General features: G+C 72.5%; 13 protein-coding genes. 6 read left to right on the top strand and 7 right to left on the bottom strand.

The window, feature by feature from the left end; genetic code table 11:
* Nucleotides 1–127: 127 nt before the first annotated feature.
* From ACPPVO_RS25080 to ACPPVO_RS25090, 3 genes are read right to left on the bottom strand one after another with little or no spacing between them, the layout of a single operon-like run.
* On the bottom strand, nucleotides 128–1,336 hold the full coding sequence (locus ACPPVO_RS25080; protein WP_426513585.1) for a cysteine desulfurase-like protein: 1,209 nt from the start codon (nucleotides 1,334–1,336) through the stop codon (nucleotides 128–130).
* 58 nt (nucleotides 1,337–1,394) lie between these two features.
* Nucleotides 1,395–1,799, bottom strand: coding sequence for a globin domain-containing protein (locus ACPPVO_RS25085; protein ID WP_426513586.1), 405 nt, complete (start codon nucleotides 1,797–1,799; stop codon nucleotides 1,395–1,397).
* Nucleotides 1,796–4,414, bottom strand: coding sequence for a LuxR C-terminal-related transcriptional regulator (locus ACPPVO_RS25090; RefSeq protein WP_426513587.1), 2,619 nt, complete (start codon nucleotides 4,412–4,414; stop codon nucleotides 1,796–1,798). Before ACPPVO_RS25090 ends, ACPPVO_RS25085 begins: the two co-directional genes overlap by 4 nt.
* Before the next feature lie 310 nt (nucleotides 4,415–4,724).
* On the opposite strand from ACPPVO_RS25090, the gene ACPPVO_RS25095 reads away from it, so the two are divergent.
* The gene (locus tag ACPPVO_RS25095) at nucleotides 4,725–6,122 is read left to right on the top strand and encodes an FAD-dependent oxidoreductase (protein ID WP_426513588.1); all 1,398 of its coding nucleotides are present in this window, start codon (nucleotides 4,725–4,727) and stop codon (nucleotides 6,120–6,122) included.
* Nucleotides 6,123–6,179: 57 nt separating this feature from the next.
* Here the strand turns inward: ACPPVO_RS25095 and ACPPVO_RS25100 are convergent, their stop codons facing one another.
* The 3 genes from ACPPVO_RS25100 to ACPPVO_RS25110 all read right to left on the bottom strand — a co-directional run bounded on the left by ACPPVO_RS25100 (nucleotide 6,180) and on the right by ACPPVO_RS25110 (nucleotide 9,920).
* On the bottom strand, nucleotides 6,180–7,016 hold the full coding sequence (locus ACPPVO_RS25100) for a class II glutamine amidotransferase (RefSeq protein ID WP_426513589.1): 837 nt from the start codon (nucleotides 7,014–7,016) through the stop codon (nucleotides 6,180–6,182).
* Between the two features lie 73 nt (nucleotides 7,017–7,089).
* Complete coding sequence (locus ACPPVO_RS25105) at nucleotides 7,090–8,790, bottom strand: FAD-dependent oxidoreductase (protein WP_426513590.1); 1,701 nt, start codon at nucleotides 8,788–8,790, stop codon at nucleotides 7,090–7,092.
* Nucleotides 8,791–8,990: 200 nt separating this feature from the next.
* Nucleotides 8,991–9,920 (bottom strand): quinone oxidoreductase family protein, encoded by a 930-nt coding sequence (locus tag ACPPVO_RS25110; protein WP_426513591.1) that lies wholly within the window; start codon nucleotides 9,918–9,920, stop codon nucleotides 8,991–8,993.
* Nucleotides 9,921–10,064: 144 nt separating this feature from the next.
* Here ACPPVO_RS25110 and ACPPVO_RS25115 point away from each other — a divergent pair, with 144 nt between their 5' ends.
* The 5 genes from ACPPVO_RS25115 (at nucleotide 10,065) to ACPPVO_RS25135 (ending at nucleotide 16,561) form a co-directional block, all read left to right on the top strand.
* Nucleotides 10,065–10,700 carry a TetR/AcrR family transcriptional regulator gene (locus tag ACPPVO_RS25115; protein WP_426513592.1) on the top strand — a complete coding sequence of 212 codons (636 nt, stop codon included), beginning with the start codon at nucleotides 10,065–10,067 and terminating at the stop codon, nucleotides 10,698–10,700.
* A 339-nt stretch (nucleotides 10,701–11,039) separates the two neighbouring features.
* Entirely contained in the window at nucleotides 11,040–12,173 is a 1,134-nt protein-coding gene (locus tag ACPPVO_RS25120) for a VOC family protein (RefSeq protein ID WP_426513593.1), read from the top strand.
* The gene (locus tag ACPPVO_RS25125) at nucleotides 12,170–13,108 is read left to right on the top strand and encodes a fumarylacetoacetate hydrolase family protein (RefSeq protein WP_426513594.1); all 939 of its coding nucleotides are present in this window, start codon (nucleotides 12,170–12,172) and stop codon (nucleotides 13,106–13,108) included. The genes ACPPVO_RS25120 and ACPPVO_RS25125 overlap by 4 nt, the downstream gene beginning before the upstream one ends.
* Complete coding sequence (locus ACPPVO_RS25130; protein ID WP_426513595.1) at nucleotides 13,105–14,994, top strand: acyl-CoA synthetase; 1,890 nt, start codon at nucleotides 13,105–13,107, stop codon at nucleotides 14,992–14,994. The genes ACPPVO_RS25125 and ACPPVO_RS25130 overlap by 4 nt, the downstream gene beginning before the upstream one ends.
* Nucleotides 14,995–15,067: 73 nt before the next feature.
* Nucleotides 15,068–16,561 (top strand): bifunctional 3-(3-hydroxy-phenyl)propionate/3-hydroxycinnamic acid hydroxylase, encoded by a 1,494-nt coding sequence (locus ACPPVO_RS25135; RefSeq protein ID WP_426513596.1) that lies wholly within the window; start codon nucleotides 15,068–15,070, stop codon nucleotides 16,559–16,561.
* Between the two features lie 3 nt (nucleotides 16,562–16,564).
* On the opposite strand, the gene ACPPVO_RS25140 is transcribed toward ACPPVO_RS25135, so the two are convergent.
* Nucleotides 16,565–18,052 carry a GAF domain-containing protein gene (locus ACPPVO_RS25140; protein WP_426513597.1) on the bottom strand — a complete coding sequence of 496 codons (1,488 nt, stop codon included), beginning with the start codon at nucleotides 18,050–18,052 and terminating at the stop codon, nucleotides 16,565–16,567.
* Between the last annotated feature and the right edge of the window lie 21 nt (nucleotides 18,053–18,073).

Genomic DNA, 18,073 nt, shown 5'->3' on the forward strand with positions numbered 1-18,073 from the left:
ACCGCCGCGCACCCACTCTGAAAAACAAGATCATTCGATTCCGAAAAGTAGGTCCGAACAACTCGCACCCCAACCTTCCGGACCTACCTTTCGGATCGCAGGTCGCAGCCTTGATCATCCGAAGCCTTCAGGCGGACAGGACAATGAAGGCCCGCAGCCCGTCGAGCAGGCGGGCGATGTCCTCCTCGTCGGTGTACGGGGCCAGGCCCAGGCGCAGCCCGTGCTCGTCGGGCACGGCGAGGCGGCGGAACGGCTCGTAGGCGTAGAACGAACCGGCCGGCGCCAGCACGTCGCGTGCGGCGAGGAACTCGAACGCGTCCCAGGTCCGCCGGCCGGGCAGGGTGAGCAACAGCGTGGGCGTGCGCTCGGCGGCGCGGGAATGCACGACCACGTCGAGCTCGGCCAGCCCGGCCTCGAGCAAACGCAAAAGCCGTGTCTCGTGTACCTCGACCGCGTGCCACGAGTGGCGCAGCCGTTCCCGGCGGTCCGTCGTCCCGCCGGGAGCCAGGCCGGCGATGAAGTCCACGGCGGCGGTCGCGCCGGCCATGATTTCGTACGGCAGCGTGCCCAGCTCGAACCGTTCAGGCACGTCGTCGGTGGCCGGCCGCAGCTTGTCGGGGCGCAGCGTCTCCAGCAGCGCCGGGGCCGCGCCGAGCACCCCGCAGTGCGGGCCGAGCAGCTTGTACGGTGAGCAGACGAACAGGTCCGCGCCCAGCTCGGCCACGTCGATGAGGGCGTGCGCGGCCAGGTGCACGCCGTCGACGTACACAAGGGCGCCCGCGGCGTGGGCGGTGTCGGCGATGGCGCGCACGGGTGGGCGGGTACCGATGAGGTTCGACGCGCCGGTGACGGCCACGAGCCGGGTTCGCTCGGTGATCGCCGCGGCGACCGAGTCCGGGTCGGTCTCGGATGTCACCGGGTCGAAGTCGATCCAGCGCACGACGGCGCCGGCCCGCTCGGCCGCCTGCACCCACGGCCGTACGTTGCAGTCGTGGTCGAGGCGGGTCACGACCACCTCGTCCCCAGGCTGCCAGGTCCGGGCGATGATGCGGGAGAAGTCGTACGTCAGCTGTGTCGCGCTGCGCCCGTAGACGACCCCGGCCGCGGGCACGCCGAGCAGGTCGGCGTAGGCGGCCCGGAACGCGGTCACGGCGTCGTCGGCGTTGCGCTGGGACGGCCCGGTGCGCCCGCGGTTGGACAGCGGCCCGGTCAACGTGCCGGCGATGGCGGCGCCGACGGCCCGGGGCGTCTGCGTGCCCCCGGGCCCGTCGAAGTAGGCGATCCCGGTGTCGAGGGCGGGGAACTGGCGGCGGAGCGCGGCCACATCGAACGTCATATGATCGTTCTGACAGGCCGCGCCGCCGTTGTCCAGTGCCATGCGTTGACGGCGTTGCTCAACGGCGGTTGAGCAGCATCGCCTCGGTGATCATGTCGTAGGCGACCGTCCAGGCGTGTTCGTGCTGCTCCGTCCACGCCGGCCCCATTTCGGCGGCGATCGTGGCGATGAGGACGGTGCGGACCTGGTTGTAGTGGGCCACCCGGACGCCGTAGCCGGCGTGGCGGTTGCCGAGACGGGCGGCACTGTCGAGGAACGCCGGAAGGTCGGGCAGGGCCACCACCAGGGCGTGCAGCTCGCTGGCGAACTTGGCGCGCTGGCGGGTCAGGTCGGCCGGGAACATCGGGCGCAGGTCCGGGTGACGGTCGAACAGTTCGGCGTAGAAGGCGTCGGCGACCTGCGACAGCCGCGGCCGCATCCGCTCGATGCCCTCCAGCACCAGGTCCACCTGCTCCGGTGTCATCTCACGTCCTCCTCCGGCGCCGACCCGAGTCGCAGCGCAGCGGCGAGTTCGCCGCGGTTGGAGACCCCGAGCTTGGTGTACGCGCTCTGCAGATGGTTGTTGACCGTCCGTATCGACAGGAACAGCTGATCGGCGATCGCCCGGCTGGCATGGCCCTTCGCGGCCAGGACCGCGATCTCGCGTTCGCGGGTGCTCAGCGGCGACGTGGTCACCGGCCGCAGCAGGCCCGGAGTGCGCACGTCCGGGCATCGGGCCAGCCACTGCGTGGCCAGCACGCCGGCTCGCGACCGGAGCCGCCCGTCGCCCGCGGCGGCGGCGTGGGTGGCGGTCTCGGCGGCGGCGAGCAGCGCGTCCAGGTCGGCGTAGCGGTGCGCGGCCGTGAGCAACCCGGTACCGTCGCCGCGGACGGCGGCCTCGGCGTGTGCCCGCACCGTCACGGTCATCTCGCTGGCCCACGGCAGCTCGCGGAGGCGTTCCAGCACGATCTCGGGCCGGCCGAGCCGGACCACGTCGTGCAGGAGCCGAAACTCGCGCGTGTACGCACCGACCTGCGCGCACCGCTCGGCCACGCGGACCAGCCGGGTCAACGCGGCCGGCACGTTGCCGTGCTGGGCCTCGACCCAGGCCAGGGCCCGCTGCTGCTGGATGACCGGGCCTGCCGTGTCGAATGCGGCGGCGTCGAGGCCGGCGGTCAACCGCTCCAACGCCGGCCGGTCCACGGCCCCGGCCAGCGCGGTCGCCATCACCAGGCCGGCCACCGGACCGCGGACCGCATCGGAGGTGGCGATCGGCCCGGTCTCGCTCAGTGCCGCCCGGAACGCGACGATAGCCGCTGCGACGTCGCCCCGGTCGAGCTGCGTCCAGCCCGCGATGGCCGCGAACACTGCGCTCAGGGACCGGTCCCCGGCCGCGACGGCCTCCTCCTGTCCCTGGGCGCAGGCGTCCAGCGCGGCGCCGAACTGCCCGCGCAGGTCCAACACCGTGGCCAGCACCGAGAGATGCACCGCCGCTGGTGGCCCCGCGTCTTCCAGCTCCGGCCGGGTGTGCGCCAGCCGGCACAGCTCCTCGGCCTCGTCCAGCCGGCCGAGCTCGGCCAGGCTCGCCGAGCGGACGTGCCAGGCCAGTGACTGGCTGCGCGGTGCGGTCGGCCCGGCGTCGCGGCCGGGCGGATCGACCGAGTTCACCAGTTCGAGCGCCTCGCGCGGCCGCCCGGCGTACGCCGACAGCATCGCCCGCGTGGCGAGGAGCCGTCCGTCGTGGGCGGGTCCCACAACATCGGCCGCGGCCTGCAGGCTCCGGCCGGCGTCGTCGAGGCGGCCGAGCCGGTACGCCAGGTTCAGGCTGCGGGTCACCGCCCAGGCGGCGTAGATCTCTGGGTCCGCGGCCGGGTCGTCCGCGGCGGCCAGCACCGCCTCGGCCCCGGCCGGGTCTCCCTCGTCCACCAGCGTCTCGGCCAGCACGATGCTCGCGCGAAGGTGCCGCTCGGTCTGCAGGACCGCGCCGGCCAGCCGCTTGGCCCGCGCGTTGTCGCGCGCGGCCCGGGCGGCGACCGCGGCCTCGGCCAGCAGCGCCGCATCGCCGGCGCCCGTCGCGTCCAGCCGCCACGTCGCCAGCTGCAGCGGATCGGCCGCCCGCCGGGCGCCGTGGGCGACGACACGGTCGATCTGGTCGAGCAGCATCCGCCGGGCGGCCAGCGTCGGGATGCCCTCGCGGAGGATCGCGCCGTGCAGCGGATGGGCCAGCGCGATCTGGTGTCGGCGCCCGTCCACGCGCACCATGATCCATTCGCGGGCCTCGAGCCCGGGCAGGTCGGCCGCTGGGAACTGCTCCGCCATGTCGTCGGCGCCGAGCGGACCGCAGACGGCCAGCAGGTCCAGCACCTGCCGGTCGTGCGCGGGGAGGTCGGCCAGCCGGCGCCGGACGATGGCGGCCACCCCGGCGCCCGGCCGCAGCGGGGCGCGCAACGCCCACACCCCGCCGGTGCCGACCAGCGCGCCGTCCTCGAGGGCCCCGAGGACGAGCTCCCGGAGGTACAGCACGTTGCCCTGACTGGCGTCCCACAACGCCAGCGCGGCCGGGGCCGTCACCGGGCCGAGCAGGCTCAGGTGCAGCAGCCGCTCGCAGGCGCCGCGATCGAGCGCGCCGAGCTCGATGCGGGTGGCGTGCCCGGCCCGCCACAGCGCGTCGAGCGGCTCCGGCGGCGCGGCCGGGGTCGCCACCGTCGCCACCACGAAGATGGCGCGCTGCTGGAGCAGGTGGCCCAGCAGTACCGTCGATGCCGGATCCAGCAGGTCCGCATCATCGACGCCGACCACCACCCGTTGCCCGCCGAGCGTCGTGCGCAGGTGGTCGAGGCACGCGACGAGGAGCGCGACCGGATCGTCGAGCCCGGCGCCGGCCGGCAGCAGCGCCGCGACCGCCGAGAGCGGGATCGCGGCCGCGGCGACGGAGACCGCCACGTGCAGCACCGGCCATCCGTCGTCGCGGGCGCGCCGCAGCGCCTCCCGCGCCAGCCGCGACTTGCCCACCCCCGAGCGGCCGGTGATGATCACCGCGCCGTGGTCGGACTCGGCCAGGGCATCGGCGATGCGCTCCAGCTCCCGGTGCCGGCTCACGAACGGCCACGCAGTTACGGCACTGCCCACCGACACCACCCGTCCGGACCCGCCACCGGGGCCGAGCGACCGTCCACTGTGGGGCGACCCGGCCGGCGCAGCCGCGACACGCATCGGCCGTGCGCCATGCCGATCAGCATGACACGGCCGGTCTGGCCCGGACTGGACGAAACCCGACAGCGCGGCTGAGTAGTCGGTTCGGCGACCGACGAACCTGAGCAATCGTTGCTCAGGCGCGAGGAGCCCGGTCCGGGTTGTGCTTCAGGTACGGCGGGCAGTCGGCTCGCCACCGATGCAGGGGAGAGCCACCATGGCAAGCAGGGACCGCTCCGGCCACGCCGTCGTACTGGGCGCCAGTATCTCAGGGTTGCTCGCCACCCGGGTGCTCAGCGACGCGTTCGCCAAGGTGACGGTGGTAGATCGGGACGAACTGCCGGAGGCGGCGGTGCCGCGGCGCTGCGTGCCGCAGGGCGAGCACGGGCACGGCCTGCTCGCCGCCGGTCACGCGGCGTTGACCGAGCTGTTCGACGGTTTCTCGGCCGACGCCGCGGGGCTGGGCGGCGTCGCGGTCGACATCCAGCGCGACATCCTCTGGATCAGCGACGGGCGCCCGCTGCGCAACGCCGAGTCGGGGCTGCGGGGCCTGTGCCTGAGCCGTCCCGCGATCGAGGGCTACGTCCGAGCCCGGGTCGCGGCGCTGCCGAACGTCGAGATCCGGGCCCAGCACGAGGCCGTCGGCCTGCTGAGCACGCCGGACCAGGCCCGGGTCACCGGAGCTGAGGTGCTGCCGAAGGGCGGCGCCGTGCACCGGATCGACGCCGACCTCGTCGTCGACGCGACCGGGCGCGGCAACCGGGGCCCGGCGTGGCTGACCATGCTCGGTTACGACCCGGCGCCCGAGGAGACGATCGACGCGAACATGGTGTACGTGACGCGCGAGTTCCGCCGGACGACCGGCGACGCGCCGCACGCCGCGATCGTGCAGAGTCCGTGGCCGGGCCAGCCCTACGGAGTCGTGGCCATCGATGTCGAGGGCGACCGCCGACAGGTCACCCTCCTCGGCTGCGGTCCGGGCATCACGCTGCCGAGCGAGGTCGACGAGTTCGTCGCCTTCGCCGGCCGGCTGCCCGATCGACGGGTGCACGACCTGATCTCGGGTGCGGAGCCGCTGGGCCCGCCGCACCGGATGCGGCTGCCCGTCAGCGTCCGGCGCCGCTACGAGCGGCTCACCCGGCTGCCCGAGGGTTTCGTGTCGGTCGGCGACGCGGTGTGCTCGTTCAACCCGGCGTACGGGCAGGGCATGACCGTCGCCGCCGCCGAGGCCCTGGCCCTGCGCGACTGCCTGGCCCGCGGACGCCAGGGCCTGCCGCGGCGGTTCTACGCCCGGACGGCGCGGCTGCTCCAGGCACCGTGGGAGATCGCCGTCGGCGGAGACCTGCGCTTCGCCCACGTCGACGGGGTACGCACGCGCAAGACGAAGCTCATCAACGCGTACATCGGCCGGGTCTACCGCGCCGCGGAGCACGACCCGGTGGTCGGCCGGGCGTTTCTGCGGGTCGCCAACCTGGTGGCCGCGCCGCCGACCCTGTTCGCCCCGGCGATCGTGGCCCGCGTCCTGCGGGGCCGCCGCCCCGCTCCCATGGTGCCGGCCGCCGGGGTCGACGCCGTCGTCCTGCCGCATCGCGGTGAAAGTAAGGTACTGCGGTGAGCGAGCAACGGCTGTCGCACCCCCATTCGAACCGGTCCGTTGGCCGGCGGTTGGCGATCACCGTTTCGGCGGCTCCGGGCGGAAGGCTTGGATCACGTCCTGTCCGTCCGTGATGACGCTGCAGGTCGACTCCGGCACCTCGTTCCAGACGCCCGGCAGGTCGCCCAGCGGTTCGGAGACGATCAGCCGGGACCCGTCCGATACCAGCCGGAGCGTGGGAATTTCCGGGTGGAGCATGCGCAGGCACCGGGTCTCGGTGCTGTAGAACAGCGACCGGGATTCGTGCCGCGTGGAGTACCGGAACGCCCAGACCGTCGATCCGTCGGACGTGGCGACGGTCATCTGTACCGGGTCCGCGACGTTGTGCCGGCGCGCGACGGCCTCGACGAAGCCGACCATGCGGGCCACCGCGCCGGGTGGGTCGTCGCGCAGGCCGAAGGTGAGCGCCAGGAGAAACATCAGTTCGGAGTCGGTGGACCCTTCGATCGCGGGGAAGAACTCGGGGTCGACGGCCAGCATGAGGTCGCGTCTCAACGTGGCGAACCGGGCGATGGAGCCGTTGTGCATCCAGAGCCACCGCTCGTACCGGAACGGGTGGCAGTTGGTCTGCTGGACCGCCGTTCCGGTCGAGGAGCGCACGTGCGCCAGGAACAGCGGCGAGCTGACATGGGCGGCCAGCTCGCGGAGGTTACGGTCGCTCCACGCCGGGCCGACGGCGCGGAACAGCCCGGGGACATCGCCCACGCCGTACCAGCCGACCCCGAACCCGTCGCCGTTGGTGGTGTCCACGCCGAGGCGGGCGTGGCGGCTCTGGTCGATCAGCGAATGTTCCGGCTTGTAGAGCATCTCCTCGAGCAGAAGTGGCGAGCCCGAGTACGCGAGCCACCGACACATCGCCGCCTCCGATCATCGTCCCTACAACACGAGTCTGACTCGGCCGCAGCCGCGTCGGCCGCCTCGGGCGCACCTACCGACTTGCCGGCCGCTGCTCGGCGAGGTCCTCGAAGTGCCGGTGGGCGAACTGCACCGCGGCGACACCCTCACCGACGGCTGCCGCCACGCGTTTCGTGGATCCGTGGCGCGCGTCGCCGGCGGCGAATACACCGGGGACGCTGGTCTCCATCGGCAGCGGAGGGCGGGTCAACGGCCAACTGGTGGAGAGATGCCGGTTGGCCACGAGGTCCGGCCCGGTGAGGAGGAAGCCGGCTGGGTCTCGCATGAGTGCGGCGGGCAGCCAGTCGGTACCGGGCTGGGAGCCGATGAGGATGAACAGCGCCGATGCGGCGACCGTCTCGGTGCGCCGGACGGCCGCGTCATACAGGGTGAGCTGCTCCAGCCTCCCGGCGCCGGCGGCGCCGACGACCTGCATGTCGGCGCGGACCGTGATGTTCGGACGCGCGCTGATCTGCTCGATGAGGTACGTCGACATGGTGGTGGACAGCGAGTTCCCGCGGACCAGGAGGGTGACGTGCTCAGCGAACCGCGCGAGATGGACGGCGGCTTGGCCGGCCGAGTTGCCGGCGCCGACGACGTAGATGGACTGGCCCCGAGTGGCCGGTGCCTCGCACAGCGCGGCGCCGTAGAAGACGCCGGCACCGAGCAGGTCCTCGACGCCGGGCGCGCCCAGCCGGCGGTACCGCACGCCCATGCTCAGCACGACGGCGTCGCCGGTCACCTCGCTGCCGGATGCCAGCGTGACCAGGTGCGGTTGGCCGGGTGTGTGGAGGCCTACGGCGCGGTCAAAAACCAGCTCGGCGCCGAACAGCAGCGCCTGGCCGCGGGCGAGGGTGGTGAGCATCTTGCCGCTGACGCCGAACGGAAAGCCGAGGAAGTTGCGGATCATCGACGTGGTGCCGGCCTGCCCGCCGACCGTTTGCGGCTCGACCAGCAAGGTGCGCAGTCCCTCCGAGGCGCCGGACAGAGCGGCTGACAGGCCGGCGGGGCCGGCTCCGATGACGATCATGTCGTAGTGCCCGGCCTGGGGTCGGCTGTGGAACCCCAGCATTTCGGCGATCTGCGGCACCGACGGGTCGGCCTGCACCCGCCCGTCGAAGTAGACGCAGACCGGCAGCCGCCGCTCGTCCCGGCCGGCCGTGTCGAGCAGGCGCCGGCCCTCCGGCGAGCTGGGCGAGAACGTCTGGAACGGGACGGCGTTGCGGTAGAGCAGGTCGTGCAACGCATGGCTGCGCGGCGCGCCCGGTTCCGCGACGATCCGCATCGCGTTGACCCCGAAAGGCTGGGTCTCATGGACCCACTCGTCGAGCATCAAGCCGATGCGGGGGTACAGCCAATGCTCGGCCGGGTCCCACGGTCGGACCAGGATCATGTCCACCCGCCCGAGCGCCATCGCGCGGAAGATCGCCTGTTCGGCCGGGCGGTCGAAGATCGGCGCCGCCAGCGCCCGGCGGGCGAAGGGGTGCAGCTCGTGGGCTCGCCGCAGGAACTCCTCGCCGGTCATGCCCGGCAGAGCCAGGTCCGCGACAAGCACCGCGACCTGCTCGTCGCGGTCCCTCAGCCGGGCCAGTGCGGACAGCGCCCGCTCCGGGGCGGTCTCCGTGAGGACGCGGTAGTCGGCGCCGAAGCGCCGATCGAGTGCCTGCCGCAGCGCGCCGAGTCGCTCGCGTTCGCCGCCGACCAGCAACAGCACCGGCGGAGCTTGCTCGCTCATCGCGTTTCCCCCTTGCCTGAGTACGGCAAACCCCGCATGCATACCCGTGGTCCCGCCCACCAACCGTTCGCTCACGCCGGGTGAGGTCGTGGTTCGCGACGGCGTGTTCGCGGCGCCGGAGACGTTCCGCCGGGACGACATCGTCCCCGCCTCAGCGCTACCGGCATCGGTGACGCGTGACCCGGGAACCGGTCTGTGTATTACGGCTCGTACACCAGGCGGGCGCGCCGGCCCCAGGTCCGCTCGATGTCGCGCAGGGGAACGGTCTCGAGGTCAATCGTGAGCCGTCCCTCGGCCGCGGCCTGCAGCACCTCCGCGATCGCCGGGAGCGCGGCGGCCGGATCGCCGCTGCCGATGCCGTGTCCGCTGAGTCGGAGGTTACGGCTGCGCACCAGGGCCGCATCGAACTCGATCGACGCGCCTGCGGCCGATCCGATCTGCAGCCACCGCGTCTCGCGCCACGACGGTGTGACGAGCTTGTCGAGGGCGGCGAGGGCGGCGAGCGCGGCAGGGCCCCACAGGTAGTCCAGCACCAGGTCGACGCCGTCGGGTGCGGCGTGGCGCAGGCGGTCGGCGAATCCGTCGCCGAGTTCGACGGCGGCGTCGGCGCCGAGCTCGCGGCAGCGCTGCAGCCCCGCGGCGTTGCGGCCGGCGGCGATCACCCTTGCGGCGCCTTTGAGGCGGGCTGCCTGTACCGCGAGGGAACCGGAGACACCCGTGGCGCCGAGCACGAGCACCGTGGCGCCGGGCGTGAGGTGGGCGGTGAGCGGCAGCCACGACGACTGCGCCGGGTTCACGATCGCGGCCGCCACGGCGGAGCTCAACCCGTCGGGGACCGCGATGCCCTGCGGCCGTACGGCGGCGAGCTCGGCGAGCATGCCGTTCGGCGGCGGCAATCCGCCGGTGTAGACGCGCCGGCCGTCCGGCAGCCGCACGATGCCGTCGATGCCGGGCACGAACGGTGGCCGCACCGCGCCGCTGTAGTGCCGGCCGGACGCGATCAACCGGACGATCTGGTGCACGGCGCTCGCCTCCACGCGGGCGAGCACCGTACCGTCGGCGAGCTGCGGATCGGGAATCTCCTCGTGGTGCGGCGGCGAGGCGAATTCGTGGACGACGGCCGCGTACATAGTGGGGCTCCGTTCGATCAAACGTTGTTGACGAAATCGTCACTCACGAGCCTAGCGTCAGTCTGGCCTTGCTGACGATTTCCTCACCGCTGAAGATCGCTGGTAAGGTGGCGGGCGACGACGACCTGCACGGGAGTACGCCGCATGGCTCAGCCGACCAGCAGTACGCCGAACCGGCTGGAACGGCGCAAGGCCCGCACCCGGGCCGCGCTGGTGCGGGCCGCCCAGACCTTCATGGCCGCCGGGAAGCTCAACGTGCCGATCCTCGAGCTCACCCAGACCGCGGACGTGGGCATGGGCTCGTTCTACAACCACTTCGACAGCAGGGAACAGCTCTTCGACGCCGCCGTGGAGGACGCCTTCGAACGCCACGGTGCCCTGCTCGACGAGTTGACCCAGGATCTCGACGACCCGGCCCACGTCTTCGCCCAGAGCTTCCGCCTGACCGGGCGCCTCCACCGGCGCAGTCCCGAGCTGAGCAAGGTCCTGCTGGCCAACGGCCTGGCCTTGGCCGCCTCTGACCGCGGACTCGCGCCGCGGGCCCGCCGCGACATCGAAGACGGCATGCGCGCTGGACGCTTCAGCGTGCGCGACCCGGAACTGGCCATGACCGTCGTGGCCGGCGCCGCGTTGTGCCTCGGCCAACTGCTGCACGACCACCCGGAACGCGACGACGCGCAAGCCACCGACCAGGTCACCGAAGACCTGCTCCGCATGCTGGGCCTGCCCGCCGGCCAGGCCCACGACATCTGCCGGCGACCGCTACCCGACCTCGCCTGAGCGCGGACCGCGGTCGGGCCGGCGCGCCGAACCGGCCCCGCGGGTGGCCTGGGCGGCCACCGTCATCCGGAGCGGTGCTGGGGTCACCGGCGAAGGCTCCGTTGCGGTGCGTGCCGCCACTGCTCAACCAGATCACGGTCCTCGTGCCGCCGGCCGTCGCGGCACTGTGCCCGGGCTTCGCACCCGGTGATCGTGCTTCCTGCGCCGGCGTTCCCGTGCTGAGCCGGCCCGGCCGTTGCCGTCCCAGCTGATCACCTGAGCGGCCAGGAAAGAGGTACTTGACTGACGCTGCCCTCGGAAGTGAAGATTTCGTCAGTTTCACGAAGAGGGGAGGTCACGGTGGTCGACCGACATGACCCGCACACCGGTCTGCACAGCGAGCAGGGCGCCCTGCGCAGCGAGCACCCGGGGAGAGCTCGTAACCCGGTCGTCAAGGTGCACGACCTGGCCTGGCTGGAGTTCGAGAAGCCCGATCTCGGCCGGGCTGAGGTGTTCGCCCGGGCCTTCGGCTTCACCGCGTCGCTGCGGACCGCTGATGAGCTGCTGCTGCGGGGGACCGACGCGGGTGCCCCCTGCGTGCTCGTCCGCCGGGGCGGCCGGTCGCGGTTCGCCGGCGCGGCCTTCCAGGCTGCCGATCCCGCCGACGTACTGCGGCTCGCGGACGCCACGAGCAGGACGGTCGCCGCGCTGCCGGAGAGCCTGGGTGGGGTGGGTGTGGAGCTGCTCGACCCGAGCGGCGTGCGGGTCCGCGTCGTCGCTGACACGCACGAACTCCCCGCGCTACCCGCCCAGCGGCCGCTGGCGTTCAACGTCGGGCACGACGTAGCGCGCGTGAACGCCACCCAACGGCCGCCGCGGGAGCCGGCTGCGGTGCAGCGGCTCGGTCACGTCGTGCTGCAGACCACGAAGTACCTCCAGACACTCGACTGGTACCTCGAGCACCTGGGCCTGATCGTCAGCGACTTCCTCTACTACCAGGGGCAGCGCGAGCGCGGCCCGGTCATGAGCTTCATCCGCTGCGACCGCGGCAGCACGCCCACCGATCACCACACACTCGCGATGGTCCTCGGGCCGGCCAACCGTTACGTGCACTCGGCCTACCAAGTCGCCGACCTCGACGCGCTGGCCGCCGGCGGGCAGTACCTGCTCGAGCGGGGCTACCAGCGGTCCTGGGGGATCGGCCGGCATATCCAGGGCAGCCAGCTCTTCGACTACTGGCGCGACCCGGACGGCTTCCTCGTCGAGCACTTCAGCGACGGCGACCTGTTCGACTGCACGCTCGAGCCGGGCTGGGCGCCGATGAGCGCCTCCGGGCTTGCCCAGTGGGGGCCGCCCGCGAGCAGGGACTTCCTCGGCCTCAAACCGGGCCGGGAGGCGTTTCGCGAGCTTCGCGCCGTCATCGGCGCGCTGCGCCAGGACAACGAGTTCGACCTCGACCGCCTCCGCGGCCTGCTGAAAGTAGCCACCTCATGAGCATGTCCGTCCTCCGTACCGCCGATGCCTGGTGGGTGCTCACCCCCACCGGCGCCGCCAAGGTGAACACCGTGGCCACGACCACCGCCGGGCTGCTGGCCGACCGGCCGGCGATCCTCGCGGCCACGACGAGCGGGGACACTGTCCCGGTCGACGCCCTCGCCCTGGTCTCCCCGGTGACGGCGCCCTGCCGCGTCGTGGCCCAGATGACGAACTTCGCCTCGCACGTCAGGGACACGAACGGCAATCCCGAGACGGTCCCGTTGACATTCTTCCGCAAAACGTCGGGCTCGATCAGCGGCCCGTTCGACGACGTGGTCCGCCCCAGCCACGTGCGGCTGCTGGACTACGAGGCGGAGATCGGGCTCGTCCTCGGCCGGCAGATGCCCGTCGGCACGACCGTCACCGCGGACAACGTCGCCGACTACGTCGCGGGCCTGGTGATCACCAACGACATCTCGGCACGGGACGTCCAGCTTCCGCAGACCCAGTTCTACGAGGCCAAGTCGTACCCCACGTTCACCCCGGTCGGCCCCGCGCTGGTGCTGCTCGATGCCGACGAGCTCAAGCGGTTCACCGACCTGCGGCTGCAGCTGCGGGTCAACGGCGAACTCCGGCAGGACATGACGGCCGCCGACATGATCTACCAGCCCCTCCAGACGCTGCAGGCGCTGACCCGCTTCCAGCGACTCGACCCCGGCGACCTGCTGCTGACCGGCACGCCAGTCGGGACCGCCCTGAGCGCCCCGCCGAAGCCGGTCATGTTCCTCGTCTCGCTGCTGCCGCCCGCGGTGAAATGGAAGCTCTTCTTCCGCGGCCAGGCCCGCAACGCTCGGTATCTTCAGGACGGCGACGTCGTCGAGACCGCGATCGCCACCGACGACGACGCGATCGACCTCGGCCGGCAGCGCACGGTCGTGAAGTACGCCCGATGACCGAAGACCTGCTGTGGCCCGACTACGCCACGCCCGACGACCTGGCCACGATCGAAGCCGTACCGCTCGAGGCACGGGGCCTGCCCGAATCGACGTATGCGCTGCTCGCGCGGGCGGCGAACCGCTGGCCGGACCGTACGGCGGTCAACGTCCTGCCCGACGCCACCCGCTGGCGGGAACCGGTGCGCCGCACCTTCGCCGAGCTTCTGCGCGACGTCCACCAATACGCCAACCTGCTCCGCGACTTCGGGGTGCGGCGCGGTGACGTGGTCGCCCTGATGGCACCGAACTGCGCCGAGCTGATCATCGCGACGCTGGCCGCGCAGCTCGCCGGGATCGCGGCGCCGCTGGGCGGCGGCCTGTCCCGGCACCACCTCGCCGAACTGTTCCGGCGTTCCGGTGCCCGTGTGCTGGTCACGGCCGGCCCCGACCTCGCGCCGGACATCTGGGACACCGCGCAGGCGCTCGCCCGCGACGGCCTGCTCGACACGATCCTCGTACTGCGGCCCACCGGCGCCGCCGGCACGCCCGCGCCGCTGCCCGCCGTCGACGGCGTACGCAGCGGCTACCTCGGCGAGCTGGCCGCAGCCATGGACCCGTCGGCGTTCGAGGGTGACCCGCCCCGCTCATCGGATCTTGCCGCGATGTTCCACACCGGCGGCACCACCGGTGCCCCGAAACTGGCCGCGCACACGCACGCCAACGAGGTCGTCGACGCGTGGATGTTGGCCGCCGGCAACCTGTTCGACCCGGAGACGGTGGTCTTCGCGGCCCTTCCGCTGTTCCATGTCAACGCACTCGTCGTCACCCTGCTCGCGCCGCTGTTCAAGGGGCAGACGGTGGTGTGGGCCGGTCCGCCCGGCTATCGGGATCCTGCCCTGTACGGCGAGTTCTGGAAGATCGTCGAGCACTATCGGATCGCCGCCATGAGCGCCGTACCCACCGTGTACACCACGCTGGCGCATCGCCCGGTCGACGCCGACATCAGCAGCTTGCGGTGGCCGATGGTGGGCGCCGCGCCGCTGCCCACCGCGGTGCGCAACGGCTTCCAGGCCCATACCGGAACGAGCCTGGTCGAGGGGTACGGGCTGACCGAGGCGACCTGCGCGAGTGCGCGCAGCTTCCCGGACGCGCCGCGGCCGCGGGCGGTCGGGCAGCGCCTGCCGTACCAGCCGATGCGGGTGGTCCGTCCCGCGGCGGACGGGTCCTGGGAGGACCTGCCCGCCGGTGAGATCGGCCTGCTGGTGATCGGCGGCCCCTGCGTCTTCGCCGGCTACGTGATCGGCCGCGGCGAGAACGGCCACGTCCTGGACGGCCTCGGCAAGCTGGTCGACGGCTGGCTGGACACCGGTGACCTCGCGGGCATCGACGGCGATGGCTTCGTCTACCTCGCCGGCCGGGCCAAGGACCTCATCATCCGCGGCGGGCACAACATCGACCCCGCCGTCATCGAGGACGCGCTGCTGGCCCACGCCGAGGTCACCGCGGCCGGCGCGGTCGGGCGCCCCGACGCCTACGCCGGCGAGGTACCCGTCGCCTACGTCACCCTTGCGCCCGGTGCTGCGGTCACCGGGGACGACCTGCGTGAGTGGGCACGCGAGCGGGTATCGGACCCTGCCGCGGCACCCAAGGCCGTGACGGTCCTCGACGCGTTACCCGTCACCGCCGTGGGCAAGCTGTACAAGCTCGCGCTGCGGACGGACGCCACCCGTCGGGAGCTCCTCGCCGCGCTCGACGAGATCGCCGGGGTGCGCGATGTCGAAGCGATGATCGAGGACAGCGCCATCGTCGCCACCGTGAAGGTCTCTCCGTCCGCCGACGTCGCGGCCGTCAAGGCCGTCGTTGATCGTTATGCCGTCGGATGGCGATTGGTGGTGCTGTCATGACACGGACGGATGCCGCTCTCGCGGTGACCGGATTGCTCAACGTCCACCTGACGCTCCATTTCGGTGCGACGCGGTGAGCGCGGTGTGCGTGGTCATCGTCGGCGCGGGCCCGACGGGGCTCACCGCCGCGACGCTGCTGGGCCAGTACGGCGTCGAGTGCCTGCTGCTGGAGCGGTGGGAGTCGGTCTACCCGCAGCCGCGTGCGGTCGCCCTCGACGACGAGGTCCACCGTATCCTCGCGCGCCTCGGGCTGCGCGAGGAGTTCGCCGCGATCTCCAGGCCGCACCGGGGGCTGCGGCTCGTCGACCGCAGCATGCGGGTGCTGGCCGAGTTCCGGCGCGACGGCGAGCACGGTCGGCACGGCTATCCCGAGGGAAGCATGTTCGACCAGCCCGAGCTGGAAGCGATCCTGCGCGGGAACCTGCGGCGGTACAGCAGCGTGACCCTGCGCGGCGGCACCGAGGTCACCGCGCTCACCCAGCAGGCCGGCGGCGTGCGGGTCGACGTCACCGACCGGACCACCGGCACGCGGTACCACGTCGTCGCCGACTATGTCCTGGGCTGCGACGGCGCCAGCAGCCTCACCAGGGCCGCGGTCGGCGCCACGATGCAGGACCTGCGGTTCACGCAGCGTTGGCTCGTCGTAGACGTGGCCACCGACGTCGACCTTGGCCATTGGGAAGGCGTCCATCAGGTCTGCGATCCCGTCCGCGCGGCCACGTACATGCGTGTCGGGAGGACCCGCTACCGATGGGAGTTCCGCCTGACGCCGGGTGAGACGGACGAGGACTACCGCGACATCACCCACCTGCGTCCGCTGATCATGCCGTGGACCGGAGACACCCCGGCCGAGGAGCTGCACATCCTGCGGGTGGCCGAGTACACCTTCCGCGGGCAGGTCGCCGACCGGTGGCGCGACCGGCGAGTGTTTCTGCTCGGCGACGCCGCCCACCTCACCCCGCCGTTCATCGGTCAAGGCATGTCCGCCGGGCTGCGCGACGCGATGAACCTCGCCTGGAAACTCGCCGGGGTGCTCGACGGGACCCTGCCGGACACTGTGCTCGACACCTACCAGATCGAGCGCCAGGCCCACGCTCGCGCCATGATCAGGCTGGCGATACTGCTCGGCACCGCGATGACGGGCGGCGGCCGGCTCGGCAACATCATCCGCCGCGTGGTGACGCCACGGTGGCGCCTGATACCCGGCCTCAGGCAGAAGGTCATGCACAGCACGACACCGGCGCTGCGCCGATCCGCCCTGGTGCTGCGGCAACGGCTGCGCCGCAGCCTGGCGGGCACGCTGTGCCCGAACGCGGTCGTCGAGGGCGCCGGCCGTTTCGACGACGTGGCAGCGGGCCGGTTTGCCTTGGTCACGTCCATCGTGCCGTCCGCTGCGCAACGAGCCGAGATCGAACGGCGCGGCGCGGTGATGGTCGCCGCCCCACCCGGCAGTCAACTGCACCAGTGGCTGATGCAAGGCGGCGCATGCGCCGCCGTCGTGCGCCCGGACGGCACGGTGATGCGTGCCCGGCGCGACCTGCGGGGCCTGGGCGCCGCCCTGCCGTGAGGGTCATGCGGAGCTCGTGCCGATGCCGCCGTCGGCCACGGTGAGCGGCAGCTCTGCCTGCAGGGTCGTCCCGGCCCCGGGCTGACTGTCAAGGGAGATCCGTCCGCCGAGCATCTCGACGCGTTGCTTGAGGCCGGCCAGGCCGCTGCCGGTGAAGGTCGCCCCGCCGGTACCGTCGTCGCGGACCGAAACACGTACCTGCTGGCCGACGACCTCGACGGTGACCGTGGCGGCGGAGGCCTGCGCGTGCTTGGCCACATTGGTCAGCCCCTCGGCGACCACGTAGTACGCGCTGGCCTCGAGCACCTCGGGCAGCCGTACTGACGTCTGCATGTTCAGCTCCACAGGCACGGACGACCGGCGGGCGAGCGCCCTGAGGGCGGGAACCAGACCGCCTTCGGCGAGGATCGCGGGGTGGATTCCGTGCGCGATCTCGCGCAGCTCGTCCAGCGCCTCGGTCAGCCCGGTCGCGATGCCGTCGAGCTCCGCACCGAACGCGGACTGCGCCGCCCGCACCTGCAGCCCCAGCGATACCAGCCGTTGCTGGGCTCCGTCGTGCAGGTCCCGCTCGATGCGTCGGCGCGTTGCGTCGGCGGTGGCGACGAGACGCGCGCGGGTCTGTGCCAGTTCGCTGCGCGCCTCGGCGTTCGCGATCGCCTGTGCGATCAGGTCGGTGTATTCGTGCAGCCGGTGCTCGGTGTCTGCCGGAAACCGCCGGCCTCGGGAGCCGACGCCGATCGTGCCCCAGATGCGACCCTCGACCGGGATCGGTACGTCGACGGCGGAGCGGATTCCTTCCGCCCGGGCGCCTGCGGGAACGCCCGGCGACGCCGGGTCGTCCACATCGAAGCGGACGGGGTGGCCGGTCTCGCGCACGGGCGTTTGGGGGGCGCGCTCGTCGAGCTTCCGGCGCGCTCCCGATTCGAGCTCGATGCAGCCGGCGCGTCCCATCAGGGTCGCCTCCCCGTCCGGCTCGAACCGCACGATCACCGTAGTGTCGGCGTCGAAGAGCGCGCCGACCTCCTCGGCCACCGCGGCGAACACCAGCTCCGGGCCCACCCCCTGGGCGACAAGGGTCGCCACCCGGCGCAGCGCGGCCTGCTCTTCGGCGACTTGGAGAAGCTTGTCGTGCGCTTCGGCTCTGGCGATCGTGACCGCGACAAGGTCGGCGAAATCCGTCAGGCTGCCCTCCGCGTCGGCGGGAATGCCCGCCTCGCGCGGCGACCACGCAACCACCGTTCCCCAGAGGCGGCCCTCGACGGTGATCGGCACGCCGAGCTCCGACCGAGCGGCGTCGCCGTGCGCAGCGGTGGCTGCTGCGTGGGCGTCGTCGGCGCGGCGCCGGTCGATCCGCGCCGGTCGGCCGGTCTCGTGGACCCGCGCGGTAACGTCCTGTCCACCGAACGGGATCCGGTCGCCGGTCGCTGCGGCGTTGCCGGCCGGATCCCAGACGCCGACCGGTACAGCGCCGTCGGCGTCGTACCGGGCCACGGCCGCGGACTCGGCGTCCAG

The organism is Dactylosporangium sp. McL0621, from assembly GCF_049995355.1.
GTDB lineage: Bacteria > Actinomycetota > Actinomycetes > Mycobacteriales > Micromonosporaceae > Dactylosporangium.

Coding starts and splice junctions, on each gene's coding strand:
- ACPPVO_RS25080 (WP_426513585.1), bottom strand. CDS start 1,336: ATGACGTTCGATGTGGCCGCGCTCCGCCGCCAGTTCCCCGCCCTCGAC.
- ACPPVO_RS25085 (WP_426513586.1), bottom strand. CDS start 1,799: ATGACACCGGAGCAGGTGGACCTGGTGCTGGAGGGCATCGAGCGGATG.
- ACPPVO_RS25095 (WP_426513588.1), top strand. CDS start 4,725: ATGGCAAGCAGGGACCGCTCCGGCCACGCCGTCGTACTGGGCGCCAGT.
- ACPPVO_RS25100 (WP_426513589.1), bottom strand. CDS start 7,016: ATGTGTCGGTGGCTCGCGTACTCGGGCTCGCCACTTCTGCTCGAGGAG.
- ACPPVO_RS25105 (WP_426513590.1), bottom strand. CDS start 8,790: ATGAGCGAGCAAGCTCCGCCGGTGCTGTTGCTGGTCGGCGGCGAACGC.
- ACPPVO_RS25110 (WP_426513591.1), bottom strand. CDS start 9,920: ATGTACGCGGCCGTCGTCCACGAATTCGCCTCGCCGCCGCACCACGAG.
- ACPPVO_RS25115 (WP_426513592.1), top strand. CDS start 10,065: ATGGCTCAGCCGACCAGCAGTACGCCGAACCGGCTGGAACGGCGCAAG.
- ACPPVO_RS25125 (WP_426513594.1), top strand. CDS start 12,170: ATGAGCATGTCCGTCCTCCGTACCGCCGATGCCTGGTGGGTGCTCACC.
- ACPPVO_RS25130 (WP_426513595.1), top strand. CDS start 13,105: ATGACCGAAGACCTGCTGTGGCCCGACTACGCCACGCCCGACGACCTG.